At 66.5% G+C, this 25,249-nt stretch carries 23 protein-coding genes; 11 read left to right on the top strand and 12 right to left on the bottom strand.

Annotation, left to right across the window (positions count from 1 at the left end; genetic code table 11):
• Positions 1 to 7: 7 nt before the first annotated feature.
• From V1Y59_RS11270 to V1Y59_RS11250, 5 genes are all read right to left on the bottom strand, one after another.
• On the bottom strand, positions 8 to 1,477 hold the full coding sequence (locus V1Y59_RS11270) for an aldehyde dehydrogenase (protein ID WP_330505054.1): 1,470 nt from the start codon (positions 1,475 to 1,477) through the stop codon (positions 8 to 10).
• A 56-nt stretch (positions 1,478 to 1,533) separates the two neighbouring features.
• A complete protein-coding gene (locus V1Y59_RS11265) occupies positions 1,534 to 2,604 on the bottom strand; it encodes a zinc-dependent alcohol dehydrogenase family protein (protein ID WP_330505053.1) in 1,071 nt (356 codons plus the stop codon).
• A 39-nt stretch (positions 2,605 to 2,643) separates the two neighbouring features.
• Positions 2,644 to 3,177 carry a cupin domain-containing protein gene (locus tag V1Y59_RS11260; RefSeq protein ID WP_330505052.1) on the bottom strand — a complete coding sequence of 178 codons (534 nt, stop codon included), beginning with the start codon at positions 3,175 to 3,177 and terminating at the stop codon, positions 2,644 to 2,646.
• A gap of 229 nt (positions 3,178 to 3,406) precedes the next feature.
• A complete protein-coding gene (locus V1Y59_RS11255; RefSeq protein ID WP_330505051.1) occupies positions 3,407 to 3,778 on the bottom strand; it encodes a DUF2255 family protein in 372 nt (123 codons plus the stop codon).
• A 96-nt stretch (positions 3,779 to 3,874) separates the two neighbouring features.
• On the bottom strand, positions 3,875 to 4,597 hold the full coding sequence (locus tag V1Y59_RS11250; protein ID WP_330505050.1) for a nitroreductase: 723 nt from the start codon (positions 4,595 to 4,597) through the stop codon (positions 3,875 to 3,877).
• A gap of 65 nt (positions 4,598 to 4,662) precedes the next feature.
• Here V1Y59_RS11250 and V1Y59_RS11245 point away from each other — a divergent pair, with 65 nt between their 5' ends.
• The 4 genes from V1Y59_RS11245 (at position 4,663) to V1Y59_RS11230 (ending at position 8,319) form a co-directional block, all read left to right on the top strand.
• Positions 4,663 to 5,490 carry an IclR family transcriptional regulator gene (locus V1Y59_RS11245; RefSeq protein ID WP_330505049.1) on the top strand — a complete coding sequence of 276 codons (828 nt, stop codon included), beginning with the start codon at positions 4,663 to 4,665 and terminating at the stop codon, positions 5,488 to 5,490.
• A 173-nt stretch (positions 5,491 to 5,663) separates the two neighbouring features.
• Positions 5,664 to 5,912 (top strand): hypothetical protein, encoded by a 249-nt coding sequence (locus V1Y59_RS11240; RefSeq protein ID WP_330505048.1) that lies wholly within the window; start codon positions 5,664 to 5,666, stop codon positions 5,910 to 5,912.
• Positions 5,909 to 7,327: an MmgE/PrpD family protein gene (locus tag V1Y59_RS11235; RefSeq protein ID WP_330505047.1), complete on the top strand. Its 1,419-nt coding sequence runs from the start codon at positions 5,909 to 5,911 to the stop codon at positions 7,325 to 7,327. The genes V1Y59_RS11240 and V1Y59_RS11235 overlap by 4 nt, the downstream gene beginning before the upstream one ends.
• A gap of 86 nt (positions 7,328 to 7,413) precedes the next feature.
• On the top strand, positions 7,414 to 8,319 hold the full coding sequence (locus V1Y59_RS11230; protein WP_330505046.1) for a helix-turn-helix domain-containing protein: 906 nt from the start codon (positions 7,414 to 7,416) through the stop codon (positions 8,317 to 8,319).
• A gap of 70 nt (positions 8,320 to 8,389) precedes the next feature.
• Here the strand turns inward: V1Y59_RS11230 and V1Y59_RS11225 are convergent, their stop codons facing one another.
• The 3 genes from V1Y59_RS11225 to hpnE form a co-directional block, all read right to left on the bottom strand.
• Positions 8,390 to 11,851, bottom strand: coding sequence for a protein kinase domain-containing protein (locus tag V1Y59_RS11225; RefSeq protein WP_330505045.1), 3,462 nt, complete (start codon positions 11,849 to 11,851; stop codon positions 8,390 to 8,392).
• A 108-nt stretch (positions 11,852 to 11,959) separates the two neighbouring features.
• Complete coding sequence (locus V1Y59_RS11220; protein WP_330505044.1) at positions 11,960 to 13,192, bottom strand: glycosyltransferase; 1,233 nt, start codon at positions 13,190 to 13,192, stop codon at positions 11,960 to 11,962.
• A 30-nt stretch (positions 13,193 to 13,222) separates the two neighbouring features.
• Entirely contained in the window at positions 13,223 to 14,572 is a 1,350-nt protein-coding gene (gene hpnE / locus V1Y59_RS11215; protein ID WP_330505043.1) for a hydroxysqualene dehydroxylase HpnE, read from the bottom strand.
• Between the two features lie 137 nt (positions 14,573 to 14,709).
• Between hpnE and V1Y59_RS11210 the strand changes: the two genes are divergently transcribed.
• On the top strand, positions 14,710 to 15,600 hold the full coding sequence (locus V1Y59_RS11210) for a helix-turn-helix transcriptional regulator (RefSeq protein ID WP_330505042.1): 891 nt from the start codon (positions 14,710 to 14,712) through the stop codon (positions 15,598 to 15,600).
• A 5-nt stretch (positions 15,601 to 15,605) separates the two neighbouring features.
• Here the strand turns inward: V1Y59_RS11210 and V1Y59_RS11205 are convergent, their stop codons facing one another.
• Positions 15,606 to 16,565 carry a Gfo/Idh/MocA family protein gene (locus V1Y59_RS11205; RefSeq protein WP_330505041.1) on the bottom strand — a complete coding sequence of 320 codons (960 nt, stop codon included), beginning with the start codon at positions 16,563 to 16,565 and terminating at the stop codon, positions 15,606 to 15,608.
• A gap of 126 nt (positions 16,566 to 16,691) precedes the next feature.
• Between V1Y59_RS11205 and V1Y59_RS11200 the strand changes: the two genes are divergently transcribed.
• From V1Y59_RS11200 to V1Y59_RS11180, 5 genes are all read left to right on the top strand, one after another.
• Positions 16,692 to 17,336: a TetR/AcrR family transcriptional regulator gene (locus tag V1Y59_RS11200; RefSeq protein ID WP_330505040.1), complete on the top strand. Its 645-nt coding sequence runs from the start codon at positions 16,692 to 16,694 to the stop codon at positions 17,334 to 17,336.
• Positions 17,337 to 17,521: 185 nt separating this feature from the next.
• Entirely contained in the window at positions 17,522 to 18,397 is an 876-nt protein-coding gene (locus V1Y59_RS11195) for a shikimate dehydrogenase (protein ID WP_330505039.1), read from the top strand.
• A 39-nt stretch (positions 18,398 to 18,436) separates the two neighbouring features.
• Positions 18,437 to 19,780, top strand: a complete 1,344-nt coding sequence (locus V1Y59_RS11190; protein ID WP_330505038.1) for an MFS transporter — start codon at positions 18,437 to 18,439, stop codon at positions 19,778 to 19,780.
• 135 nt (positions 19,781 to 19,915) lie between these two features.
• The gene (locus tag V1Y59_RS11185; protein ID WP_330505037.1) at positions 19,916 to 20,386 is read left to right on the top strand and encodes a MarR family winged helix-turn-helix transcriptional regulator; all 471 of its coding nucleotides are present in this window, start codon (positions 19,916 to 19,918) and stop codon (positions 20,384 to 20,386) included.
• Positions 20,383 to 21,648: an MFS transporter gene (locus tag V1Y59_RS11180; protein WP_330505036.1), complete on the top strand. Its 1,266-nt coding sequence runs from the start codon at positions 20,383 to 20,385 to the stop codon at positions 21,646 to 21,648. The genes V1Y59_RS11185 and V1Y59_RS11180 overlap by 4 nt, the downstream gene beginning before the upstream one ends.
• Here V1Y59_RS11180 and V1Y59_RS11175 read toward each other — a convergent pair.
• Positions 21,628 to 22,056: a CBS domain-containing protein gene (locus tag V1Y59_RS11175; protein WP_330505035.1), complete on the bottom strand. Its 429-nt coding sequence runs from the start codon at positions 22,054 to 22,056 to the stop codon at positions 21,628 to 21,630. The genes V1Y59_RS11180 and V1Y59_RS11175 overlap by 21 nt on opposite strands.
• Positions 22,057 to 22,225: 169 nt before the next feature.
• On the opposite strand from V1Y59_RS11175, the gene V1Y59_RS11170 reads away from it, so the two are divergent.
• The gene (locus V1Y59_RS11170) at positions 22,226 to 23,083 is read left to right on the top strand and encodes an LLM class F420-dependent oxidoreductase (RefSeq protein WP_330505034.1); all 858 of its coding nucleotides are present in this window, start codon (positions 22,226 to 22,228) and stop codon (positions 23,081 to 23,083) included.
• Between the two features lie 157 nt (positions 23,084 to 23,240).
• Here V1Y59_RS11170 and V1Y59_RS11165 read toward each other — a convergent pair whose 3' ends face one another.
• The gene (locus V1Y59_RS11165; RefSeq protein WP_330505033.1) at positions 23,241 to 24,281 is read right to left on the bottom strand and encodes an alcohol dehydrogenase catalytic domain-containing protein; all 1,041 of its coding nucleotides are present in this window, start codon (positions 24,279 to 24,281) and stop codon (positions 23,241 to 23,243) included.
• A gap of 52 nt (positions 24,282 to 24,333) precedes the next feature.
• Positions 24,334 to 25,218, bottom strand: a complete 885-nt coding sequence (locus V1Y59_RS11160) for an aldo/keto reductase (RefSeq protein WP_330505032.1) — start codon at positions 25,216 to 25,218, stop codon at positions 24,334 to 24,336.
• Positions 25,219 to 25,249 lie beyond the last annotated feature (31 nt).

Raw genomic sequence — 25,249 nt, 5'->3', positions numbered from 1 at the left:
GACTCCATCAGTTCTCGAGCTTCGTCAGCAGCTCGGCGGGCAGTCCGTAGGACTTGATCTCGACGTAGGCGTCGAAGCCCTCGAGTCCGGCTTCGCGGCCGATGCCGCTGTTCTTGAAACCACCGATCGGCGAACCGAATCCGACTCCGCTTCCGTTCAATTCGACGGTACCGGTGCGGATGTGGCGAGCCACCGAGAGTGCGTGCTCGGGATCTGCGGCGAACACCGATCCGTTGAGCCCGTACTGGGAGTTGTTGGCGATGTCGACGGCCTCGGCTTCGTCGCGGAAGGTGTGCACGGTGAGTACCGGGCCGAACACCTCTTCCTGCGCAATCCTGGCGTCGGGGTCAACGTCGGCGAAGATCGTTGGCTCCACGTAGTATCCGCGATCCAGGCCCGCCGGACGTCCCCCGCCGATCAGCAGCCTCAATCCGGCGTCCTTGGCATCTCGTACGTAGCCCTCGACGCGCTCTCGTTGCCGAGAGTTGGCCACCGGTCCGATCTCGGTCGTCGCATCGAACGGGTCGCCGACCGGCATCGACTCGACCATGTCGACGAGGCGTTCGAGCAGTTCGTCACGTCGCGACTGTGCCACGACGATACGGGTCTTGTTACTGCACACCTGCCCGGTGTTCCGAAGGGAGAGGGCACGAATCGACGGGATCGCGACATCCATGTCGGCGTCGTCGAGGAGTACGGCCGCGGACTTGCCGCCGAGTTCGAGGGTGACGCGTCGCAGATCGTCTCCGCAGAGGGCACCGATTCGTCGCCCTGCGGCCGTGGACCCGGTGAACGACACCTTGTCCACTCCCGGATGCCGCACCAGGTACTCGCTGACGTCGCGGTCGGCCGGCACCACGTTCACGACGCCGTCGGGAAGTCCGCTCTCCTGAAGGAGTTCGGCCAGCAGGTAGTTGTCGAGCGGAGTCTCCGGAGTCGGCTTGAGGACCATCGTGCATCCGGCGAGCAGGGCGGGCGCGAGCTTGATCATGGTGATCAACAACGGCGCGTTCCACGGGACGATGGCGGCCACCACACCGACCGGTTCGCGGGTCACCAGACCGTTGCCGGTGACCGACTGCCGGATGCTGCTCCACTGGTACTGCGGTGCGATGTCGAGGAAGCTGTCCAGCAGCATTCGCGGGCCGATCGCCTGCATCTTGGTGGACAGCGTGATCGGGCAGCCCATCTCTGCTGTCACCAGCGAGGCGATCGACTCCTGATGTGCCGTCAGTTTCTCGCTGAGCGTGCGCAGCAACGCGATCCGCTCCTCGAGCGTGGTGCGGGGCCACGGACCCCGATCGAACGCGTCGCGTGCTGCCGCGACGGCGCGATCGACATCGGCGGTCGTGCCCTTGGGCACCCGGGCGATCTCCTCCTCTGTGGAGGGTGAGATCACCTCGAAGGTGGCGTGTGAGTCGGGGTCGACCCACTTACCGCCGATGAACAGCTTGTCGTAGTTTCCTTGCCACACCATGGCACACGCTCCTGATTTGCAGAGTATTCCGGCTTCGCCGACCACCGGGCGGATCGTCAGAACTCGATGACTGCTTTGCCGCGGGTCTGCTTGTCGAACTCCTTGTAGGCCTGCTCCGCGTCCTCGATGTTCCAGCGATCGGTGAACAGCGCATCGACATCGACGTGGTGGTCGGCGACGAATCGTGCGCACTCACCCATGCCGACATTCGAGAACGTGTACGACCCGAGTATCGAGATCTGCTTGATGACGATGTCCGGCGAGACGTCCAGGGTGAGGTCGCCGCCGAGGCCGACCAGCGCGACCCGCCCCCAGACCCCCAGAGCCCGAGTCGCCGCCACGCGCGCCGCCGGCGCACCGGAGCTCTCGATCGCCACGGTGGCGCCACGGCCTCCGGTGATCTCCCGGATGGCTTCCACCGGATCGTCTGTGCCCGAGTTGATCACATGGTGCGCGCCGAACTCCGGACCGCGCGCGACGCGGTCCTCGGCGATGTCCACCGCGATCACCTGCGCCCCCATGGCGGCGGCGAACTGCACCGCCGACTGGCCGATCGGGCCGAGGCCGAACACGGCGACCGTGTCCCGGGCGGTGACGTCAGCCCGTTTGAGGGCTCCGAAGGCGGTCCCGGTCCCGCACGCGATGGCTGCACCGGCGGAGAAGCTGATCGACTCGGGCATGTGGACGAGGGTGGCCGCCGGCACCACCATGTAGGTTGCGTGTCCGCCGTGCGCGGTCGCCCCGTAGATGGTTGCGCCCTGTGCGCACATCTGGGTCCACCCGGTCCGACAGGAGTCGCAGTACCCGCACCCGTCGTAGTGGAAGACCATCACCCGGTCGCCCACCGAGAAACTCTCTGGGTCGACGTTCGCGCCGAGTTCCGCGACGACGCCGCAGGGCTCGTGTCCGGCGATGATCGCCGGGGCCTCGTCCATACCGCGGGATGCAAAGTCCTTGAATCCCAATGCTTTCAGTGCGGCACCGGGGGGATCCCGGTAGAACTTGAGATCACTGCCACACAGTCCGGATGCCTTGATCTCGATGACGACGTCATCCGGCCCGGGCGTCGGATCGGGGAAATCGGCCACCTCGAGTTCGCGGTCGCCCTTGAACACCACTCCACGCATCTTTCGCTCCTGTTCTGCGATCCGATTCTTCCCGGAGCCTTACCGCGTGCCGCTCATCATGGTCGCGACCAAGGTGACCGGCTTGTCGGTGCGGTTGCTCCAGATGTGCTTGACGCCACGGGTGACGAAGGTGTCCCCCGGCTTCAGCAGGGTCTCGGCTGTCTCGGTGACGGCATAGAGTTCACCGTCGATGATCGTGACAACGTCGACGGTGTCGGTCTCGTGCCACACCGCGGCCGCTTCGTCTCCGGCCCCGCCGTGCGAGTCCGAGCCGTGGAAGGCGTCCAGCGACGCGGCGTATGCGTCGGCGTCGAACTCGGCGTCGGGCGGAAAGACCGCGATCCGCACGACGAGACCGCCGGCGGGCGGATCGAGCACCGGATCCGCGCCTACCGTGGACTCGGAGTTCACCTTGGCGGGGAGGCTGTCCACCTGCCAGAGTTCGTTGACGGTGAAGCCGGGTTGCGCAGTGCGTACTGCACTGTCGCCGTCGGCAAGGATGGTCGACTTGCCGTCGGCATCGAGGCCGGACACGACGATCCGCGACTGAGCTTCTAGATGCGCTCCACTCATTTGTGACTCCTTGTTCCCTGTGGATCGAGGCGACGACCCCCGGGTGCGCGTTCCACACCACCACCAGTCGCCAGGATGACCTAGCTCACATTACTTAATATATTATGCGCTGTCAACGCTTCGAAGAACTCAGCAAGAGCTCGCGAATACGCGACAGCCCGCGCACGCAGGGAAGCATGCGCGGGCCGTCACGACTCTCGGATAAGTTGCCGGACAACGCTTTCAGCGACTATTTGGTTGGCGTCAACCGGGCAGTGGTGTGGGCCGCGGTGTCAGCCAACATCGGCCCGAGCGCGCCCGGCTGGTCGTGATACTTCGCCCGGTAGGCTTCTGCCACTCGGGCGTTGGTCGAGTCATCCGCGACCCGTTCGAGTGTCGCATCCATCTCGAGATCGCCGGATCGAACGCGCGCGGTGCCGGCCATCGCGTACCGGTACCACGCACCCTGGTCGCCGTACGCAGATCGTACGTAGAGGTCATCGTCGACGCGCACCACCCAGATCGGCGTCCACCGCCGTAGCGAACCGTCGCGCCGATGGCTACTGATGTGCAGTTCCTCCGCACCACTGAGCTGGTCGAGCTGTTCCGGACTCCACACCATGGAGTGCTCCTCACCTCATCGGATCCCGACGTCGACCACGCTAATCTTCGGTCGGCGGCACAGGGAGAGGCTGTCAGTACCCCGATACCTCGTACCTCACTCGTCGAACCACGTCACGGTCTCCGACACCGACGCACGGCTGGTCCGGTAACTGTTGGCTGGGTGATCGAGGTCGGCGTAGCCGAACGAGATGCCGACGAGGATCTTCCGGTCATCGGGAATGCCGAAGTGCTCGCGGATGAAGTCGGACCGTCCGGCGAGCGCCGCCTGCGGGATGGTGGCGATTCCCAGGCTGTGCGCCACGAGCAGAAAGGTCCCGACGTAGAGCCCCGCGTCGACTGCGCCGTATGTCCCCTGGAGCGCATCGGTCGTGATGATCGCGACGTGAGGGGCACCGAAGAAGCGAAAGTTCTGAAGCGCCTGCCGTGCCGACGCCTCCCGATCGCCGCGTTCGACACCGACCGCCTCGTAGAGTTGCCACCCACTCTCGCGCCGCCGCTCCCGGTACACACCGCGATACTCGGCGGGCGGATCGAAGTCGAACGTCGTCGCGTCGGGATGCGCCGCGACGTGCGCGGCGAGCGCCTCCCGGAAGCGCTCGGTGGCCGCACCGGAGGTCACGATCACCTGCCACGGTTGCGTGTTGCACCACGACGCTGAGCGTTGGGCGGTCGCCACCAGACGTTCGATCGCCTCGCGTGGGACCTGTCGACCATCGAACGCACGACAACTCCAGCGGTCGTCGAGCAGCCTGGCCAGCATGTTCGCGGGTCCGCGAGCTGCCAATTCCACATCCGTCGCCTCGCTCGAAGCAGTCATGGCACAAATAATACATAATGCACTATCGTGTGAAAAGGGCCGAACTCGAAGATGGGTGATCAGTGATGCCGACACGCAGCGAAACGATGATCGACCGTGTCGTCGACGTGCTCGAGGCGTTCAAAACCGCCGGCGCTCCCCTGACGGCGTCCGCGGTGAGCCGCCGCACCGGGATTCCGATGCCGTCGGCGCATCGTATCGTCAACGACCTGGTACGTACCGGGTTGCTCGAACGCAACGACGCCCTGACGCTCCGAATCGGCATGCGCCTGTGGGAGATCGCCGCACGATCGACCCCGGTGCTCACGCTGCGTGAGATCGCTCTGCCTTTCATGGAGGATCTGCTGGCCGTCGTGAAGGCACCCACCCTCCTATCGGTCCTCGACCGTAACGATGTCGTGAACGTCGAGACACTCTCACCGCATAATCCCCAGGCCACCAATGTAACCCAGCCGGGTGTCCGACTTCCCGCCCTCGTGTCATCACCCGGGATCATCCTGGTGGCTTTTGCTCCGCCTGATGTCCGCGACGACATTCTCGAGACCGCGAGAATCACCCGTTTCACCGCGCACACAGTCGTCGACCGCACCGAACTCCGCCGTTTTGTCGAGGACGCTCGACGCGTCGGCCACGCCACCATCCCGCGGTGGATATACCCCGATGCCACGGGGATCGCGGTCCCTGTACTCGGTGCCGACGGTGATGCGCTCGCCGCACTCTCGGTCACGAAACCCTTCGATGTGGGCGTTCCGTCCGATCTGCTTCCGGCGATGCACACCACCGCGCGCGGCATAGCGCGGGCCGTTGTCGGCGGCGCATCCGCGTCACCGACGAACAGTCCGGAGATCGCGCTACTCAAGCAGCAACTCCGCCGCGCGACCGAGGTCCGCTGACCGCTCGCGCCGTGTTCCGAGTGAGAGCTGAACCACAGATCGCTTCTCGCTGAACGAGAAACCCACTATCCACGGCTCTCGGGATGTCACAGCCTGAGACGCGCAGTCGTCATCGATGACGATGGCCGCCACCCAGGGCGACGTTTCACCGCGATCTCGCAAAGGACATCTCGTTGACCCACTTGTCACCCGCCGTGAACCGCAACGGCACTCCGCACTATCGCATGTTCATCGCCGGCGAATGGGTCGACACCGAAGACCACTTCGATGTAGTGAACCCCGCGACCGAAGAGATCACGGCCACAGCCGCCAAGGCCCGTATCGATCATGTCGACGCCGCTGTCGCCGCAGCGCGGAGCACCCGTGAGACAGGCATGGCGATCCGTACCCGACGACACCTCGAAGGCGCATCGATCCCATGACTCCATTCACAGATCAGAACACCCAAGACCCGATGGTCGCACTGTGCCGGATGGCATTGGAGACCTCATTCGACGACCTGCCGGATGGGGTCATCACCCACGCGAAGCACAGTCTGCTCGATGCCATGGCGGTGATGATCGGCGGCTCCGGGATGGACGGGATCCCCGAAATCGTCGAACTCGTCAAGGAGAAGGGCGGAGCCGAGCAGTCTGTACTGCCGTTCTACGGCGGACGGGTCCCCGCCGCCGAAGCAGCACTCGCGATCGGCCCGATGCCGCGGGCGATGGACTGCGGCGACCTCCATGAGGAGGCCGGCCACATCAGCGAATACATCGTCGCCGCGCTCCTGGCCGCCACCGGCTTGCGAGGCCGGGTGACCGGCCGGGAGTTCCTGGCCGCACTCGTGGTGGGACAGGAAGTGCTGATCCGTATCGGGTCGGCATACAAGGTCATCAGCTCGGCAGTGAAGGCGAATGACTGCGGTGGCCACTATGTATTCGGTGCGGTCGCCGCCGTCGGTCGGCTCATCGGGCTGACTCAGGATCAGCTCGAGAACGCGCAGGGCATCGCTCGGACGATGACCCAACCCCACACCATGGGCATCTATGCGCCGGCGACGCTGATGGTTCGCGTTCATCACGGCCTGGTGTGCCAGGCAGCGGTCACCGCGTGTCTGTTGGCGCAGAAAGGGATCACCGGGCCGCGCGAGTCGGTCCTGTTGGGAATCAACGGCTTCCTGCGGACAGCGCACTGGGACACCGATCCCGGCGCGCTGACCGGCGACCTCGGTGTGCGCTGGGAGATGACCCGAATCACCGCGAAGGGCTACAGCGCCTGCTATTTCTCCCACTCGTCGATCGACGGGATCATCGGGCAGATGCGCGACCACGACTTCACGGTTGGCGACATCGCCGACATTCACATCGAGGTGTCGACGTCGGGGTGGCGGGCTGTGTGCGAACCCGTCGCGAAGAAGTGGGACCCGCAGACGATTCCGGAATGCCAGTTCAGCCTTCCGTACGCGGTGGCGACCGCGGCGGTCGATCGGAAGGTGTTCGTCGACTCCTACGACGACGAGGTTCGGTCACGATCCGTGGTCCGTGACCTGATGAGCCGCATCACCGCCGAAGAGGTTCCGGCGGTGCCGGATTGGGGTTCTCGCATCCACACCACGTTGCAGGACGGTCGGCGGATCAGCACCGAACACGTCTATGTCAAAGGGCACCCGGACAACCCGTTCACCGAACAGGACTTCGTCGACAAGTTCCGCATGTGTGTGCCCTTCTCGGTCCTCCCCCTGACGTCCGACGTCGAAGAATCCCTGATCAAGCATGTCCTCGAGCTCGATCTCAGCGACGACGTGGTCGCCGAGTTGTTGCTTCCGCTCACCCCGGCACCGTCCGCCCGACCGTGAGGAGCGCGTGCAGCGGAGTGCTCTGACCCGGATGGGGTTACCAGCAGACCCTCCCCACGCACGCCTCCGGTACTTACGCTGGCGTCATGGAGATCACCAAGGACATCAGAGACTTCTTGATGGCCCGTCGTGCCGAGATCACGCCCGACCAGGTCGGGCTGCCGTCGGGTGGGCGCCGCCGCGTCCCGGGCCTTCGACGTGAGGAAGTCGCCTTGCTCGCCGGGGTGAGTACGGAGTACTACACGCAGATCGAACGAGGTCACGTCGAGGGTGTGTCCGACGAGGTGCTCGGGGCGATCGTGTCCACGCTGCGACTCAACGATGAGGAGGTCGCCCACCTGTTCGATCTGGTTCGTGCGGCCACCGCCAGGCGAAGTGCAAAGAAGTCCACGTCACGGTCCGGCGCGAAAGTTCCCGGAGGAGTGCAGGCGTTGATGGATGCAATGGTCACCGCGCCGGCAATCGTCATCAACGGCCGCCTCGACATCATCGGCACCAACGCGCTCGGTCGCGCTGTGTACGAGCCCCTGTTCGCTCGGAGCGGTTCAGTGGTCCCGAACATCGCGCGCTTCACCTTTCTTGATCCGCAGGCCGACAAGGTTTTTCCGGATTGGCGCCGCTCTGCCGACGACGCTGTCGCACTGCTGCGTGTCGAGGGCGCGCGGTCACCTCATTCGGCCGCGGTGACCGGATTGGTCGGTGAACTGGCAACGCGAAGCGATGAATTCCGGTGTCGGTGGGCGGCGCAACACGTCGCCGCACATCGGCGCGGCACCAAGCGTTTCATCAATACCGACGTCGGCGAACTGACGCTACAGTACGAGGCACTCGAACTCGCCAGCGCACCAGGCCTGGTGATGATCGGTTACACCCCGGAGCCCGGCTCGAAATCGGAAGAATCCCTTCGATTGTTGTCGAGTCTCGCCGCACCTGTACACGACGAGCAGGCCGAGTCGCCGGCGGCCCCGGTGTCATCTGACGAGCACCAGTGATTCGAAGCCACATCCGACGCAGGCACCGAGCGTCGTGCGTGCGCCCACTTTCCGTCAACGGGAAGAATCGTCAGGAACCGTCATCGAGGACGGCGTCGAGGAAGTGCGTCGGCGGTCGAGGACCCTCGATATCCCAGCGCCCGGAGCGAATGTCCGATCGGATCTCGTCCACGAGATCAGTGAAGCCAGGCCCACCATCCGCCGGGTAACGTGCCATTCCCGTTTTTGCACAACGAATTACAATATCAGCGGCAACCTGCTTGGCGTCGCGACGTCGGCCGACGGCCCGTAGGCATGCGGCCAGCAGTCGTTCAGCACGCAGCTTCGCCCGCTCACGTCCGGTGCCCGACAGGTGGTCCACCCACTCCTGAATCCACCGGCACGCGATGGCACGATTCGCGGCGGCCCGTTCGTTGTCGGTGTCTGCCAGGTCGTCGGCCTCGATGAGCAGGAGCCGGATCGCCGTCGCCGCATCGAGTTGCGCCACGATCGCGTCGCCGCCGAACGCGGGGAATGTCCTGGTGGCGTAGTCGACCCGCGCGACAACAGGTAGCCGTGCGGGCAGCCGCTGCAGCACCTGTTCGGCTTCCACGAACGCCCGCAACCGAGGCGCGTCCAGACGGTACGCGATGTCGGCGGCCTCGTCGAGAAGCGCTGCGGCACCGTCACGATCGCCGTCGTTCACGGCCAGTCGCGCCCCGATGATGAAGCGCGCCTTGATCATGTCGATGACGCCCTCCTCGGCGCCGAGCTTGAAGCTCTCGTCGAGCAGTTTCTTCGACTCGTCGGTTCGCCCCCGCTCGTAGAGCACATCGGCCAGGACCGCACATGCCAGCCGGGCGGCCTGCGACTTGGCGGCCGACCCGGTGACCATCGACACCTTCACGGCATTGCGGAAGCAGTCCTCGGCGCGGTCGAGATCGAGCTGCTCGAAATAGGCGATGCCGTCCAGGGCGTACCCGTACATGACCGCGTACGGCCCGGTGTTCTGCTGGTGGTACGGGCGTGCCCATTCCTGCCATCGATGTGCCGCGTCGAAGTCGAACCGTGTCGTCGCATGGATCGTCTCGATGTTCGCCGCCACCGACGCGACGAACGGTGGCAGCGTTGCCGGGCGGGAGATCGCCTCGGAAATCAGCTCGTCGAGTACTTCGAGCCGATCCGCGGTGGCGTGTATGCACGCCGCGGCCACGTTCGCCTCCACCTGGATATCCTCGGCGTCGGGTGGCGCCTTCGCGGCGATCGCGGCCTCGGCACGCCGCAGGGCGGCCTCGGCGATCTCGGTGCGATGCAGCAGTACGTTGGCCCAGGCCAACAGCAACTGCACGCGCGGACTCGTGACCACGGCGGCCGGCGGCAGCTTGTCCACCAAGCCGAGCAAGGTGGCCATGTGGGCGTGCTCGATCAGGCTGCGGCCGTCTTCCTCGACGAGCTCGACGGCCCGATCGGTGTCACCGGCGGCGAGAGCGTGCCCCACCGCCTCGGCGACCATGCCGTGCCCGGCGAACCATCGAGAAGCCCTGCGGTGCAGGTCGATCACTGAATCGGGTTGGTCACGTTCGAGGCGGCGTCGGAGGAACTCGAGGAACAGCGGGTGGAATCGGAACCATTCACCGTCGTGATCGACCCTGCGTAGGAACAGATCTCGTGCCTCGATGTCCTCGAGAAGTGCCTGACCGCGGACTTCACCACTGAGCACGGTCGCCAGACCCGCACAAATCCGTTCCGGTGGCGACACGGTCAGCAGGAAGTGCAGGATCTCGGGTTCGAGGGTGGACAGCACGTTCTCGGCGAGAAAATCGCCGATCGCGTGGTGGCGTCCGGAGATGTGGCTGATGAGTTCGGCAGGCGACTCCGCGCCGCGCAGCGACAGGCACACCAACTGCAGTGCCGCGACCCACCCGTCGGTGGAGTTCCACAGTTCGGTGATCTCGTCACGCCCGAGGTCGAGTCCGGCCACGTCGAGCAGGAACGACCGGGCCTCGTCGGCGTCGAAACACAGTCCGGCGATGTCGATCTCGACCAGTTCGTCACGCACGCTCATCCGGCTGATGGGCAGTCCGGAGCGGGACCGGCTGGTGATGATCACCTGCAGGTGATGACATCCGCGTTCAAGCAGGAAGTCCATGGCGCCGATCGCTGCCGGGTCGGTCACCCGGTGCCAGTCGTCGACGATGATCGCGATGCGTTCGTGGCGGGCGTGGATCTCGTTGATCAGCGAGGTCAGGACGTATTGTTCGGCCTTCGCGCCGTGCTCCTCGACGACGTCGGCGAGATCACCGACCACCACGGGGTAGGCACGGCGGATCGCCTCCACGAGGTTCGCGAGGAAGCGGGCGAGATCGTTGTCGTCGTCGTCGACGGTCAGCCAGGCCACCGTGACCTCGTCGCGGATCAGTTCTTCGGCCCATTGGGTGGCGACGGTGGTCTTCCCGTAGCCGGCCGGTGCGTGGATCAGCACGAGACGCCGGCGCTCACCGGCTCGCAGCCTCTCCATCAACCGATCTCGCGGCACCTGTGCCCGCGGACGGAGCGGCGGACGGAACTTGGTGGACGGTGTCGGCGGTGCGGTGGTGATCTCGGAACGGATACGACGGTCGCCACCACCGCCGATCGGATCGGCGGTGGTGGCGAGTGGCAGGGCCATCTCGTCGACGGCCAGGCCGAGTTCGCGCTGCACATCGCGGAGGCCCTCACCGAAATCGGCGACCGTCGCGGGACGGTCGTCCGGTTCCCGGGCCATCGCCCACTCGACGGCCCGCGACAGCGACGCCGGTATGCCTGCCTCCCGAAGGTCGGGAACGGGCTGCGCAGCCATCCGGAGGAACTGCGCGACAACCTGTTCACCGCTGCGACGTTCGAACGCGGCGTGACCGGTCAGCGCACAGAAGAGCGTTGCGCCCAGCCCGTAGACGTCCGACGCCACCGACGGCGCGGTGCCCGAGAGCAACTCGGGAGCGGTGAACGCCGGCGACCCGGTGACCATGTCGGCATCGGTCTCGAAACCGCCGGAGATCCGAGCGATCCCGAAGTCGGTGAGTTGTGGCTCGCCGTATTCGGTGAGCAGGATGTTGCCGGGCTTGACGTCGCGGTGCAGGGTGCCGGACCGGTGTGCCGTCTCCAACGCACCGGACACCTTGACACCCAGGCGGAGGACGTCGTGCCAGGCCAGCGGCCCGTGTTTGCGGATGCGGGTGTCGAGCGAGTCGTGCGGGTGGAACTGCATCACGATGAACGGGAATCCGCCCGGGGTGGCGCCGACTTCGAGGATGTTGATGATGTTCGGGTGCCCCGACAGCCGACCCATGGCGCGTTGTTCGCGCACGAATCTCTCGAGATTCTCTTCGTCCAGATGATCGGTGAGGACCTTGACCGCGACCGTGCGGTCCAGGTCGGGCTGGCTACAGCGGTAGACCGCGCCGAAGCCTCCGGAACCGATGAGCACCGCATCGGTGAATCCCGCACTCACGAGTTCTCCGGCGATGTCGGGAACGACATCGCGCTGTGTGGTGTGCGGATCGTACTCGGCCATAGGTGTGCCTCGATCGCGCTGGCGCGCTTGTCGGTGCTTCCCCAGCGTATCGCGGAAGTCGCCGGCATCCGGTCGAATCCGACACCGGTCGACCGCGAGCGGGCCGGGTCAGTTCGCGGCCGCCTCCAGCGCGTCGCAGCATTGCGCCACCGCGACGTCGGGCGGGGTCAGCCGCGTGGCGAGCTCCGCCGCCGCACCGATCACCTGGTCGTCGAGCAGCAACCGCAGATCGTCCGTCTCGAGTGACTTCAGTCGTCGGCCCCCGCCGACACCCAGATTTCGGACGGCAGCCGTCCACATCGGCTGATCGGCGCTGAGCCAGCCGATGACAGCGGGGATACCGGCGCGGGCGACCGCGGATGTGGTGCCGGCGCCGCCGTGGTGGACCGCACCACGGCAATGCGGCAACAGCGCCTCGTGGTCGAGCGCTCCGGCGACGCGCAGTACGGCGTCGCCGCCGGGCACATCGTGGTCGGTGTGCGCGATGACCCGTAATCCGAGCCCCACCAGCGACTCGACGATGTGCTCGAGGCGCTCACGCTCGATCGGCATGCTGCCGAACCCCACGTACACGGGTGCGCCGTCGGCGCCGGCCCACGCGATGGTGTCGTCGGTCGCGGCGCCGTGGTCGCCGTTGAACGCCTTGCGCGTCTGCTCGTCGGGGATCAGCGCCCCGGCGAACGGACGCCGCGCCGGCCACTCGGCGGCGAGACCGGGAAAGAACGCCGCATCGTATGCCTGCACCTCGGGAGTGCCCGCGACACTGATCCGACGGGGCAGCGGACGACGGGCCGGCGGCAGTCCGAGACGTCGGCGGAGATCGTTGTCGCGTTTGCGCACGGTCAGCCAGTTGACCTGATCGCCGATGAACCACAGCGCACGCCGCGCCCACCGTGGGGTTCCGCCGAACATGTCGACCGAGGTGTTCGCCCGGATCGGGCAGTAATGCAGCGGGACAAACGTCGCGCCGGCGAACTCGGCCACCGTGGCGGCGCGTTCCTGGGCGAGTAAGCCGGTCACCAGCACGTCGGCGTCGTCGGCGAGTTCACGCATGACCTGCTCGGACATCTCGGCCCCGAACGCGGAGATCTCCGCGAGGGCCTTGAATCGCACCGACGGGTTCTTGCTCTTGAGGCGTTCCTTCACCAGCGGGCTGCGTAGCAGTTCGGAGTTGTCCGGGCACAGCACCTTGGTGGGCAGGCCGGTGCGGCTCACCGCGTGGGCGATGTCCTCCGGAGCGGCGACGGTCACGTCGTGGCCGCGTTCGGCCAGGGCGCTCGCCACGGCGACCCCCGGCTGGACGTCACCGCGACTGCCATGCATCGCGAAACCGAATCTCATGGATTCCCCCACCTCGTGCTCGGCGGCCCGTCAGTCCCGAGGGGCACCTTCCAGGACGATCTCGACCGCGCGCGCCGCGCTCTGGCACGCGCCTTCCATGGTGGTGGTCCAGTCGGTACGCGTCCAATCGCCCGCCAGCGCCAGTCCGCGCACCGATGTCCGCTGATCTGGCCGGATACCCGCTGTCCCGGGCCGCTGGGCGAATGTGGATTTCGGCATCCGCACCACGTGGCTGTGTACCACCTCAGCGTCGCGGGCGGCCGGGAAGTAACGGCGCAGCATGTCCATCTGGATGTCGGTGATCTCGGCGTTCGACTTGCCGGTGAGCTCGTAGGCGGCGGACACGGTGGTCGAATAGAGGTGATGGCGCTGCGGGTCGCGGCCGTGCATCCGCTGGCGGTCCCACACCTGCTCCAGCACCCCCTCGCCACCGAGGAGGATCTCGCCCCAGTCGGCCATGTCGATCGACCGGTCGAGATAGAGGTTGACGCTGACGATCGGGACCGGTGTGAGTTGCTCGACGGCGTCGTAGATCTTCTCGTGTCCGGGCACCTGGTCGAGCAGCCCTTTCACGCTCCACACCGGCACCGCACAGATCACCGCATCGGCCGGGACCCGCTCACCGTCGGTCAGGGTCACCCCGGTGACGGCGCCGTCGGCGACGTCGACCGACGCAACGACGGCCCGATGGCGGATGTCGACCCCGTTGTCGGCGAACACTTTCTGCGCCCCGTCGACGAAGAGGGTGTCGAGATCCACACTCGGGTAGCCGATCGAGATCGGGGTCTTCGTCGCGCGGGCCCGGCGCATCCCGGTCACCAGCAGGTCGGCCGGCACCTTCGCCGACGAGATGGTCGGTTTGTCGCCGGTCAGGCCGATCACGATCCCGTCCCACAACGCATCTCGCGCGGACTGCGGCATCCCGATGCGACGGAACCATTCGTCGGCGGTGATGTCGTCGAGCCAATCCGGCTGCCGGAGCGCCTGTCTGATCAACGTCGCCTGCGCGCGGGCGGTCCGCAACCGATCCAGTCCGGTGACCCCGGGCAGATCACCGATGGCGGCGCGCAACCCGGCGACACCGGCAAACGACGACCGGCGGGTGCCGCCACCGGGCAGGCGGACGGTCATGTGACCGGGAAACCGGACGTGTTCGCGCGTGCCCACGCTGTCGAGGTAACGCATGAGGTGCTCGTAGCCGCTGGCGAAGACGTGCTGCCCGTTGTCGGGCACATCGTCGACGGCGGCGACGGGCATCGCGATGGTCCGCCCGCCGAGCGAACCGCGGCGCTCCAACACGGTGACCCGATGCCCGGCCTCGGTCAGCCATACCGCCGAGGCCAGCCCGGCCAATCCCCCACCCACGACCACGCAATGCATGCGACGACAGTACCGGTCAGCGCTGACCGTCGGGTGGTGGCGCTGCCGTCGGCCCACGCGAACGACGTGAGAACCCCGAGGTTCCGGGTAACGCCAGTACCTCCTCGAACGCCCGTACCGGGCATACCGTGGGAATCATGAGCACCACCGACGTCCGCACCCAGGTCCGCGAGTTCCTCAGCTCGCGGCGCGCGCGTATCACCCCCGAGCAGGCGGGTCTGCCCGTCTACGGCGGTAACCGCCGGGTCAAGGGACTGCGGCGTGAAGAGGTGGCTATGCTCGCCGGCGTCTCGGTGGACTACTACGTCCGGATGGAACGCGGCAACCTCGGCGGGGCGTCGGACAGCGTCCTCGACGCCCTGGCCAACGCCCTGCACCTCGACGAAGCCGAGCGCGAGCACCTCTATGCGCTCGCGCGGCAATCCCAGTCCGGCAGCCGTCGTCGCACCAAGAGCACAGCGGTGTCGGTGCGCCCGGCGGTTCAGCAGGTCCTCGACGCCATCAGCGGGGCTCCGGCGTGGGTGCGGAACGGGCGCCACGACATCATCGCGATGAACGACCTGGCGCGGGCGCTGTACTCCCCTGTGCTGGCCGACCCGCGCAGACCGGCGAACACGACGCGGTTCGTCTACCTGCATCCGGAGGAGGCGCGCGAGTTCTTCGTCGACTACGACCAGATCGCGAAGGACGCGGCCGCGATGCTCCGGTTGGAGGCGGGCAAGAACCCGAACGACAAGGCCCTCGTCGCGCTGGTCGGCGAGCTCTCGACGCGCAGCGAACTGTTCCGGCAGCGGTGGGCATCGCAGGACGTGCGGTTTCACCGCAGCGGTCGTAAACGGTTGCGCCATCCCGCGGTCGGACAGCTCGACCTCGACTTCGAGGGGATGGAGTTGCCGTCGGAGCCGGGGCTGAACCTCAACATCTACACCGCCGCGGCGGGCACCCCCACCGCCGATGGACTGAAGCTGTTGGCGTCCTGGGCGGCCAGTCAGGAGGAGCGGCTCACCGAACGGCAGGCGCCGGGCTGAGCGGCTCAGCCCACCTGCGCCTGACCGATCATCTCGACCACGTCGAGCACGCCGGCCGTCCGCTCGTGGTCAGCCGTGGGATCGGCTGTGCCACCGACGATCGCGGCGAATTTGCGGATCTCGTGGACCATGTTGTTCGCCGGACCGTCGAAGCTGTGGTCGGTGACCGTGCCGTCGTGTAGCCGGATCTGGGCGACGGTCGGTTGGGCCACATGGTCGAACGTCAGCGTCCCGAGTTCGCCCTGGATCTCGTCCGGCCGCTGTGACGCGGAGATCTTGGAGTACGAGAGGTCGACGACGAGCCCGTCGTACACCGCCAGCGCGCTACCCGCACCATCCGCCCCACCGGCGATCGGCACCGATGCCCCGGCAACCAGCCGCGGTTTGCCGAAGAACTCGACCATGGCTGCGATCGTGTACACACCGAGGTCCATCAACGCACCGCCGGCAAGCGCCGGATCGAAGATGTTGACCCGCTCCCCGGCGAGCACCTTGTCGTAGCGCGCGGACCGCTGACAATAGGAGAAGGAGGCACGTCGCACCGGCCCGAGCGACCCGATCAGATCCTTGATCGCGTGCAGCGCCGGGTCGTGGACGTTGCGCATGCCCTCGAGCACGACGACGCCGTGGTCGCGGGCGTGGTCGACGAGCGCGGTGAACTCCGCCGTGGTCGGCACCGCCGGTTTCTCCAGCAGCACATGCTTGCCCGCGCGCACCGCCCGCATCGCCTGCTCGGCGTGGATGCCGTTGGGCGAGGCGACGTAGACCGCGTCGATCGTCGACGAGGCGAGCAGACCGTCGAGATCATCGCTGGATCCGGCGATCGCCGTCTCGGAGGCGAACGCCGCGGCCCGGTCCGCGTCGCGCGAGTACACGGTGGTGACGTCGACGTCGTCCACTGCCGATGCCGCGTCCAGGAAGGTGCGGGTGATGGAACTCGTGCCGATCGTGGCCATCCGGATCATGGCGCCATTGTGCCGGTCATGACGGCGTCCATTACCCGGAATGACCCGCCCGCAATGTACCGATTCGTGAGTCGGACCCGGGATCCGCCTGAACCGATGTCGGATTTGCCAGTAGAGTCAGCCGACGTGGCCGCCAAGCCGAAATCCGAACTCCAGCGCGACGCCGAGCGCACGCGCAGTGAGTTGCTGGCCGTGGCGACTGAGGTGTTCGCCGAGTCGGGCTACTCGGGCGCCCGTGTCGATGTGATCGCCGAGCGCACCCGGACGACGAAGCGGATGATCTATTACTACTTCGGCGGCAAGGAACAGCTCTACCTCGCCGTGCTGGAGAAGGCCTATCGCGGTATCCGCGACGCAGAGCAAAAACTGCAGGTCAATCACAAGAATCCGGTCGAGGCCGTGCGGCGGCTGGCCGAGGTGACCTTCGATCACCACATCGCCCACGACGAGTTCATCCGGCTCGTGTCGATCGAGAACATCCACCGCGGCGAGTTCATCCGGCGACTCGCCGACCTCCCGCAGCTGTCCGCACCCGCGACCTCGCTGCTCGACGAGATCTTGCGCGACGGGCGCGAGGCCGGCGTATTCCGCGATGACGTCAGCGCGCTCGACGTCCACCTGGTGATCAGTTCGTACTGCGTGTTCCAGGTCGCCAACAAGTACACGTTCGGCTACCTCTTCGACGTCGACCTGGCCGACACATCGCAGCGTGCACACCTGCGGCACATGATCGGCGACGTCGTCGTCGGCTGGCTCACCAACCGCCCGTAGCACCAGCTAGCCGCCAGGTCTCAGCGCCAGGTCGCGGCACCGCAGCACGGTCTTCCCTTCGCGGGTATGCACCCTCGGAGACCCCGGCCGCGGAGAGCCCGATCACACATTTCCCCTTGACGCGATGCGGACCACAGTGCTCTACTTTTACGAACGTACTAGTTCGTACATTACGGAGACCGAGTATGACCACCCGCACATCCAGCCACCTCGTCGGCCTCATCGGCACCGGCGTCGGGCCTTCCCTGACCCCGGCGATGCACATGGCCGAGGGCCGCGCCCAGGGGCTCGACTACGTCTACCGGCCCATCGACCTCGCCGCGCTCGACATCGCACCCGATCGCATCGGTGAGGTTCTGGGCTGGGCCCGGGCACTCGGGTTCGACGCGGTCAACGTGACCCACCCGTGCAAGCAGATCGTGCTGCGCCACCTCGACCGGATCGATCCCGTCGCGCAGCAGCTGGGCGCCGTGAACACCGTGCTGTTCACCGATGACGGCACCGTCGGACACAACACCGACACCACCGGATTCGCGCACGGGTTCACCGAGGGGTTGCCGGACGCCGATCTGGACACCGTCGTGCTCATCGGGGCCGGCGGTGCGGGCACCGCGGTCGCCGATGCGCTGCTGCGACTGGGCTGCCGACACCTGACCGTCGTCGACCTCGACGTCGATCGCGCCTCGTCGCTCGCACGGGAACTCACGCAGCGCCACCCCGCGGCCCAGGTCGACGCGTCGTCGTTCGACAAGCTCTCGGTCCTCCTGCCCGACAGCGACGGTGTCGTCCACGCCACGCCGACCGGCATGGCCGAGCATCCCGGTGTCGCATTCGACCCGGCGCTGCTGCACCCCGACCTCTGGGTGGCGGACATCGTGTACCGCCCCCTGGACACCGAAATGCTGCAAGCCGCGCATGCGGCCGGCTGCCGCACCCTCGACGGCGGGCGCATGGCCGTCCATCAGGCCGTCGACGCCTTCGCCCTGATCACCGGGATCTCTCCCGACGCCGATCGCATGTCCCGCCATTTCCGCCAGACGGTCGAAAACCGCGCCCGCTGACCTCGACCGCCGAGCAGAATCAGACAAAGGAGTCCCCGCATGACCTCAACCGCCGTACCCCAACCGGAGTCCACTCCGGAACGAACGCCGAAACGCGCAGCCCTGGCCAGCTTCATGGGCAGCGCCGTCGAGTACTACGACTTCTTCCTCTTCGGTACCGCAGCCGCGCTGATCTTCCCGCACGTGTTCTTCCCCTCGGACAACGAGGCATCGTTGGTGATGTCGTTTGCGACATTCGGTTTCGCCTACATCGCCCGCCCGGTCGGCGCGGTCATCCTCGGACACTTCGGCGATCGCATCGGACGGCAACGAGTGTTGATGTTCACCCTCGTGCTGATGGGCCTGTCCACCTTCATCATCGGCTGCCTGCCCAGCTTCGACACCATCGGCTGGCTGGCACCCGTGCTGCTCGTGCTGTGCCGCCTCATGCAGGGACTCTCGGCCGCCGGTGAGCAGGCCGGCGCCAGTTCGCTGACGCTGGAGCACTCCCCCGATCATCAACGCGCCTTCTTCACGTCATGGACGCTGACCGGCACGCAGGGCGGGCTGATTCTGGCCTCGCTCATCATGATTCCGTTCATGGCGCTGCCCGACGAGGCGAAGTACACCTGGGGCTGGCGTGTTCCGTTCTGGCTGTCGGCCGTCGTCGTGGTGGTCGCCTACTTCATCCGTCGTCAGCTGCACGAGACACCGCAGTTCACCGAGGCCAAAGAGGCCGGAACCATCGCGAAGATGCCGCTCGTGCCGCTGATCCGCTACGAGTGGCGCGCCGTGCTGCGGGTGATCCTGTGTGCGTTCATCGCAGCCGTCTCAACGGTTTTCGCCAATCTCGCCCTCGCCTACGGCGAAGAGGTCGGCCTCGACACCGACATCACCCTGTGGCTGGTCGTGGTCGCCAACGTGTTCGCGCTCCTCACCCAGCCGTTCTTCGGCATGCTCGCCGACCGGATCGGACGCAAGCCCGTGTTCATCTACGGCGCACTGTCGTCGGCGGTGCTGATGCCCTTCTACATGCTGTCGATGACGGACGGTAACCACCTGATGACGTTCGTCCTCGCGGTGGCCACGTTCTCCTGCGGCTATGGCGCCGCGAACGCGGTGTGGCCGTCGTTCTACGGCGAGATGTTCTCCACCGAGGTCCGCTTCTCCGGCATGGCGATCGGCACGCAGCTGGGCTTCCTGATGGCCGGGTTCGCCCCGTCGATCGTGACCGCCCTCGGCGGCGTCCGCGAAGGTGGCTGGGTGGTCATCAGCGTGTTCACCGCGGTCATCTGCCTCATCTCGGCCGGCGCTGCACTGACCGCCCGCGAGACCAAGGACGTGCCGACGGCCGAGCTCGGTGGTCGGGTCGCGCCGGAGCTCAAGGAGTTGGCGCACCAGTAGCTCAGAGATGTCGCCGACTGTCGGAGGGGCCCGCGCAGGGGTCCCTCCGACAGTCGTATGCGTGACCTCCGAGGACCCCCGCGAGCGACCGTTAGCATTTCGAACTTCTTATATGCATGTGCTACACATACATCTGTGCCCGACGCCCCTTCGCTCCCCGACACGCTCGACGATGCGCTCACCCGCATCCAGCAGGTCCGGCAACGACCCAGTTGGCGGCGCCGCATTCTCGCCGGGGGCGACGGCACCACCTCGATCTCCACGGTGCGTGCGCTGCGGGCCGTAGAGCAACGCCAGAGCGCCGGCGCGGGCGCGTCGGTCAGCGACGTCGCCGACCACATGGCGGTCGAGCACTCGACGGCCAGTCGTACCGTCGCAGGCCTGGTGTCCGCCGGCCTGATGGCCAAATCTCCGTCCGCATCCGACCAGCGGCGCTGCGACCTGACCCTGACGGATGCCGGCCGCGACGAGTTGGCACGGATCACCCAGCGACGCCATCAGATGATGGCCGACACCGTCGCGCATTGGTCGGATGACGATGTGCGAAAGCTGATCTCATTGCTGGAACGCCTCGGGGACGATCTCGAGCGGACGCCGACCGCATGACCACCCAGACACGACCACATCCCGAAGTCTCCCCACGCGGCCCCCTTCCCCTGCTGGTGGACCGCCTGTTCGGCACCCTGTTCTGGGGAAAGATGCTGTCGGTCATCGGCGTTTGGACACACAGTCTTGTCGCCGCGCTGGTGATCTTCGACGCCACCGGCTCCGCGCTGATGGTCGGTCTGGTCGGGGTGGTCCAGTTCGGGCCGCAGCTGATCCTCAGTCCGACGAGCGGCAAGTGGGCCGACCGCGGCGACCCGGCACGTCAGGTCATCATCGGAAGAGTGTTGTGCGCCATCGGTTCCGGAGCGATCGCGGTGCTGCTGGCGGTCCTGCACGATGCCGGGCCGAGTGCGGTGACCGCCGTCGTCCTCATCGGTTCGTTCGTCGTGGGCATCGGATTCGTCGTCGGCGGTCCGGCCATGCAGTCGATCGTTCCGAGCCTGATCCGAACCGGCGAACTGCCCACCGCGATGGCGCTGAACTCCGTGCCGATGACAATCGGCCGCATCGTCGGTCCGATCACCGGTGCGTTCATCGCGGCGCACGTCGGACCCGCGTGGGCCTTCGGCGTGAGCGCGGCGCTGAGCCTCGCTTTCGCGGTGATGCTCGCGGTGGTGCGGTTTCCGCGCCCGGCACCACGCAAGGCCGGCCAGGACTTCCGGGTACGCGTCGCGCTTCGTCACGTGTGGCAGGACCGGCCGCTGTTGTTCGCCCTCATCGCGGTCGCGACCGTCGGCTTCGCGTCCGATCCGGCGATCACACTCGCGCCGTCGATGGCCGAGGAGGTCGGTGGCGGGGCGCAACTCGTGGGGCAACTGTCTGCGGCGTTCGGCGTCGGGGCGGCGATCTCCCTCGCGCTCCTCGCCGCACTGCGTGGTCGACCGAGCGCACCGACCACCGCCTCGATCGGTCTGTGCGCACTCGCCCTCGGCAACGGACTGCTCGCGGTGAGTTCGAACGTCGGACTGGCCATGCTCGGATTCGCCGTCGCAGGATGCGGTTTCGGTGTCGCGATGACCGGCCTCAGCACAGTGGTGCAGCAACGCGCACCGGAGGCGCTTCGCGGCCGCATCATGGCGTTGTGGATGGTCGGCTTCGTCGGATCCCGACCGCTTGCCGCCGCACTGCTCGGCGGCAGCGCAGACCTGTTCTCCGCGCACTTCGCCTTTGCGCTCGGCGCCGGCGTCGTGGTGATCACCGCGTTCATCTGCCGGCCGAAGGCGCTGTCGCACCCGCGAGATTCAGCCTTGAACGATGTATGACTCGAGCTGCTGACGGTCCTCTTCGAGTTGCGTGATACGGCTCTTCACCACATCACCGATACTGACGATGCCCGCGAGTCGCCCGTCCTCGAGGACCGGGATGTGGCGGATACGTCGTTCGGTCATCGTCTCGGCCAGTGAGTCGACGGTGTCCTGGGGGTCGCAGAATTGGACGGTTGTGGTCATGATGTCGCCCGCCGACGCATCGAGTAGCGCGGCACCGCGGTTGCGCAGACCCCGCATCACGTCGCGCTCGGAGACGATGCCGACGGCGCGGTCCGCGTCGGTCACCACGACGGCGCCGATATTCCGGTCGTGCATCAGGGCGATCAGGTCGGGCATCGACGTATCAGGTCCGACCGATGCGACGTCGGAGCCCTTGTGTCGCAGAATGTCCGAGATTCTCATCGGTACCTCGATCCGATCAGGACCGGTCACCGGCGACCGGTCACGTCACTGACCAGGGTAAACGTCGACAGGCGACGAGGGAAGTGTCCGACGCGCGACGGCGCGCACCGTAGTTCCGGGTACTGACAGAACCCCCCTCGCGCGGATCGCGAGCCGTAGCGTGGAATGTATGGAACTCGCTCTGCACATCGCTGATTTCACCTGGACCGGCGGCGCCCCTGAGCTCGGGCCCGCTCTGCGAAAGCATGTTCGCGACGCGGAGGCGATCGGGGTGCGCCGGATCAGCGTCATGGACCATTTCTGGCAGATCCGGCCCGTGGGTCCCGTCGAGAACGACATGCTCGAGGCCTACTCGGCCCTCGGTTTCATCGCCGCCCACACCGAACACTCCTTGCTGCACACCCTCGTCACGGGTGTCACGTATCGCGAACCAGCGCTCTTGGCCAAGGCGGTGACGACCCTGAACGTGTTGTCCGGCGGCAGAGCCGGCCTCGGTATCGGGGCGGCGTGGAACGACGAGGAATCCGAGGGTCTAGGCTTTGACTTCCCGCCGACCGCCGAGCGCTTCGAACGCCTCGAGGAGACGGTGCAGATCTGTCGGCAGATGTGGTCGGGCTCGGAGGAACCGTTCGACGGCAAGCACTATCACCTGACCCGCACACTCAATTCGCCTCAGGCGCTGAGCACTCCGAGTCCTTATCTGATGATCGGCGGTTCCGGCGAGAAGAAGACGCTGCGCCTCGTGGCGCAGTACGCCGATGCGTGCAACATCTTCGCCGGGCCGGACGCCGCCCACAAGCTCGAGGTGCTGCGTGGCCACTGCGACGATGTCGGCCGCGACTACGCCGAGATCGACAAGACCACCATCTTCCCCATCGACCCGAGCAGCACTGTCGACGATGTCGTCGCGAAGGCCAACGAGATGGCCGGCCTGGGCTTCACCGCCGCCTACGTCTTCGCCACCGGCATCACGGAACCCGAGAAGATCATCGAGCTGTTCGCCGCTGCGATGCCCCGACTCGACTGAGACGGCGAGCTGTACGCGGGTCGTCGCCGGTCACGCGAACCCACTCGGGTAACGCGGGCCGCCGACGAACCGCGGGACCCGAACCCACCCGCGGCACCCAGGACGACCCGCGTTCCCGCAGCCCCCGCGCGAAGCTTCGTTGGTCGTCGACGTCGCCTTACGGCTTCACCAGAACCTTCAGCGCCTCCCGCGAATCCATCTTCGTGTAGGCGTCGGCGACCTGGTCGAGCGCGACGCTCTGGTCGAACACCCTGCCCGGGTTGATCTTTCCCTCCAGCACCAGCGGGATGGCGTCGTCGATGTACGCGCGCACCGGCGCCGGACCGCCGGTGACCGCGGCGTTCTTTCCGAAGATGGAACCGAAACCGACTGGCGCCTTCTCGTATTGGGGCACGCCCACCCGCGAGATGATGCCGCCCGGACGGATGACGCCGTACGCCTGCTCGTAGGCCGGCATGTGACCGACTGCTTCGATGACGACGTGGCTGCCCTCGCCGTCGGTCAGGTCCATCACCTTGGCCACGCCCTCGTCGCCGCGCTCGGCGACGATGTCGGTGGCACCGAACTCTTTTCCGAGATCGGTGCGATCGGTGTGTCGCCCCATCAGGATGATCTGCTCGGCGCCGAGTTCGCGGGATGCCAGCACGGCCGAAAGTCCCACCGCGCCATCGCCGATGACGGTGACAGTCGTGCCCTTCTCGACACGACCCATGTGGGCGCCGTGATAGCCGGTGAGATAGACGTCGGACAGGGTGAGCAGACTCGGGATGAGGTCACTGAGCTCGGAGACGTCGGGCACCGGCACCAGGCTGCCCTCGGCGAACGGCACCCGGACATACTCCGCTTGTGCGCCGGGAACGTCGTGCGATCCGAAGAATCCGCCGTTGACGCAGGCGGTTTGGAAACCGTCGCGGCAGAACACACAGGTGTTGTCCTGGAAGGAGAAGGTACCGATGACCAGTGTTCCGTTGGCCAGCGACGAGACCTCTGTCCCGGTCTCCTCGATGACGCCGATGAACTCATGCCCCATCGGCACGCCGTCCGTGGTGGCATCCATCGAGTGATAGGGATGCAGGTCCGACCCGCACACGCAGGCCTGGACCACCCGCACGATGGCGTCGGTGGGCTCGTGGAGTTTCGGATCGGCGACGGTCTCGACTCGAACGTCTCCGGGTCCGTACATCAGGGTTGCTCGCATCGTTTCCTCTCCAGGTGTATCGATTCAACAAGGGGGCCAACGGGAATGGTCGTCACGCTTCCGGGATGTCCAGGCCAAAGGTCTCGCGGGTGATCTGCTCCGGTTCGGGGCCACCGCGCACGCCGGTGTCGAGTGCATCGATCTCGGCCAGTTCGGCATCGGTCAGCTCGAAGTCGAAGATGTCGAAGTTCTCCGCGATCCTGGCCGGCGTCACCGACTTCGGGATCGCCTGGCGCCCCTGCTGCAGGTGCCAGCGCAGCATGACCTGTGCTGCGGTCTTGCCGTGGGCAGCGGCGATCGTGCCGATGACCTGGTCGTCGAGAGTGGATCCGGCCGACCCGTCGCGATAGAAGGTGATCCCACCGATCGGCGACCACGCCTGGGACAGCACACCGTGCTCGGTATCGGTGGCGAGAACGTCACGCTGCTGGAAGTACGGGTGCACCTCGACCTGGTTGATCGCCGGCACGATTGAGGTCGCTTCCAGTAGCCGCGACAGGTGATCGGGCATGAAGTTGCTGACGCCGATCGCCCGGACGCGGCCGTCGGAGTAGAGCTTCTCGAGCGCGCGGTATGCGTCGATGGTCAGCTCGAATTCACCGGGCAGCGCCTGATGCAGGATCAGCAGGTCGATCTGCTCCACGCCCAGTTTGCCAGCGCCCTTGTCGAATGCGTGCAGTGTCTGGTCGTAGCCGTAGTCGGTTATCCAGATCTTGGTCTCGAGGAACACCTCGGACCGGTCGATTCCCGACTGCGCGATCGCGTCGCCGACGCCTCGCTCGTTCAGGTAGGCGGCGGCCGTGTCGATGTGTCGGTAACCGACATCGAGCGCCGTACGCACAGCTGTGGCCGTGTCGTCGGGCGGCGTCTGGAACACCCCGAACCCGAGTGCGGGGATCTCGACGCCGTTGTTCAAGGTCAATGTGGGAACGCTCATGGCTACCACGCTATGAGTGTCCCGGCCGGTG

It is taken from the genome of Gordonia prachuapensis (genome assembly GCF_036350515.1).
GTDB lineage: Bacteria > Actinomycetota > Actinomycetes > Mycobacteriales > Mycobacteriaceae > Gordonia > Gordonia prachuapensis.
Note: the sequence above shows the minus strand (reverse complement) of the source record. Positions and strands in the feature narration are given on the sequence as shown.

Coding starts and splice junctions, on each gene's coding strand:
- V1Y59_RS11270 (WP_330505054.1), bottom strand. CDS start 1,477: ATGGTGTGGCAAGGAAACTACGACAAGCTGTTCATCGGCGGTAAGTGG.
- V1Y59_RS11230 (WP_330505046.1), top strand. CDS start 7,414: ATGGAGATCACCAAGGACATCAGAGACTTCTTGATGGCCCGTCGTGCC.
- V1Y59_RS11220 (WP_330505044.1), bottom strand. CDS start 13,192: ATGAGATTCGGTTTCGCGATGCATGGCAGTCGCGGTGACGTCCAGCCG.
- V1Y59_RS11195 (WP_330505039.1), top strand. CDS start 17,522: ATGACCACCCGCACATCCAGCCACCTCGTCGGCCTCATCGGCACCGGC.
- V1Y59_RS11255 (WP_330505051.1), bottom strand. CDS start 3,778: ATGGTGTGGAGTCCGGAACAGCTCGACCAGCTCAGTGGTGCGGAGGAA.
- V1Y59_RS11175 (WP_330505035.1), bottom strand. CDS start 22,056: ATGAGAATCTCGGACATTCTGCGACACAAGGGCTCCGACGTCGCATCG.
- V1Y59_RS11205 (WP_330505041.1), bottom strand. CDS start 16,565: ATGATCCGGATGGCCACGATCGGCACGAGTTCCATCACCCGCACCTTC.
- V1Y59_RS11235 (WP_330505047.1), top strand. CDS start 5,909: ATGACTCCATTCACAGATCAGAACACCCAAGACCCGATGGTCGCACTG.
- V1Y59_RS11210 (WP_330505042.1), top strand. CDS start 14,710: ATGAGCACCACCGACGTCCGCACCCAGGTCCGCGAGTTCCTCAGCTCG.
- V1Y59_RS11225 (WP_330505045.1), bottom strand. CDS start 11,851: ATGGCCGAGTACGATCCGCACACCACACAGCGCGATGTCGTTCCCGAC.
- V1Y59_RS11260 (WP_330505052.1), bottom strand. CDS start 3,177: ATGAGTGGAGCGCATCTAGAAGCTCAGTCGCGGATCGTCGTGTCCGGC.
- V1Y59_RS11250 (WP_330505050.1), bottom strand. CDS start 4,597: ATGACTGCTTCGAGCGAGGCGACGGATGTGGAATTGGCAGCTCGCGGA.
- V1Y59_RS11160 (WP_330505032.1), bottom strand. CDS start 25,218: ATGAGCGTTCCCACATTGACCTTGAACAACGGCGTCGAGATCCCCGCA.
- V1Y59_RS11170 (WP_330505034.1), top strand. CDS start 22,226: ATGGAACTCGCTCTGCACATCGCTGATTTCACCTGGACCGGCGGCGCC.
- hpnE (WP_330505043.1), bottom strand. CDS start 14,572: ATGCATTGCGTGGTCGTGGGTGGGGGATTGGCCGGGCTGGCCTCGGCG.
- V1Y59_RS11180 (WP_330505036.1), top strand. CDS start 20,383: ATGACCACCCAGACACGACCACATCCCGAAGTCTCCCCACGCGGCCCC.
- V1Y59_RS11190 (WP_330505038.1), top strand. CDS start 18,437: ATGACCTCAACCGCCGTACCCCAACCGGAGTCCACTCCGGAACGAACG.
- V1Y59_RS11265 (WP_330505053.1), bottom strand. CDS start 2,604: ATGCGTGGAGTGGTGTTCAAGGGCGACCGCGAACTCGAGGTGGCCGAT.
- V1Y59_RS11245 (WP_330505049.1), top strand. CDS start 4,663: ATGCCGACACGCAGCGAAACGATGATCGACCGTGTCGTCGACGTGCTC.
- V1Y59_RS11165 (WP_330505033.1), bottom strand. CDS start 24,281: ATGCGAGCAACCCTGATGTACGGACCCGGAGACGTTCGAGTCGAGACC.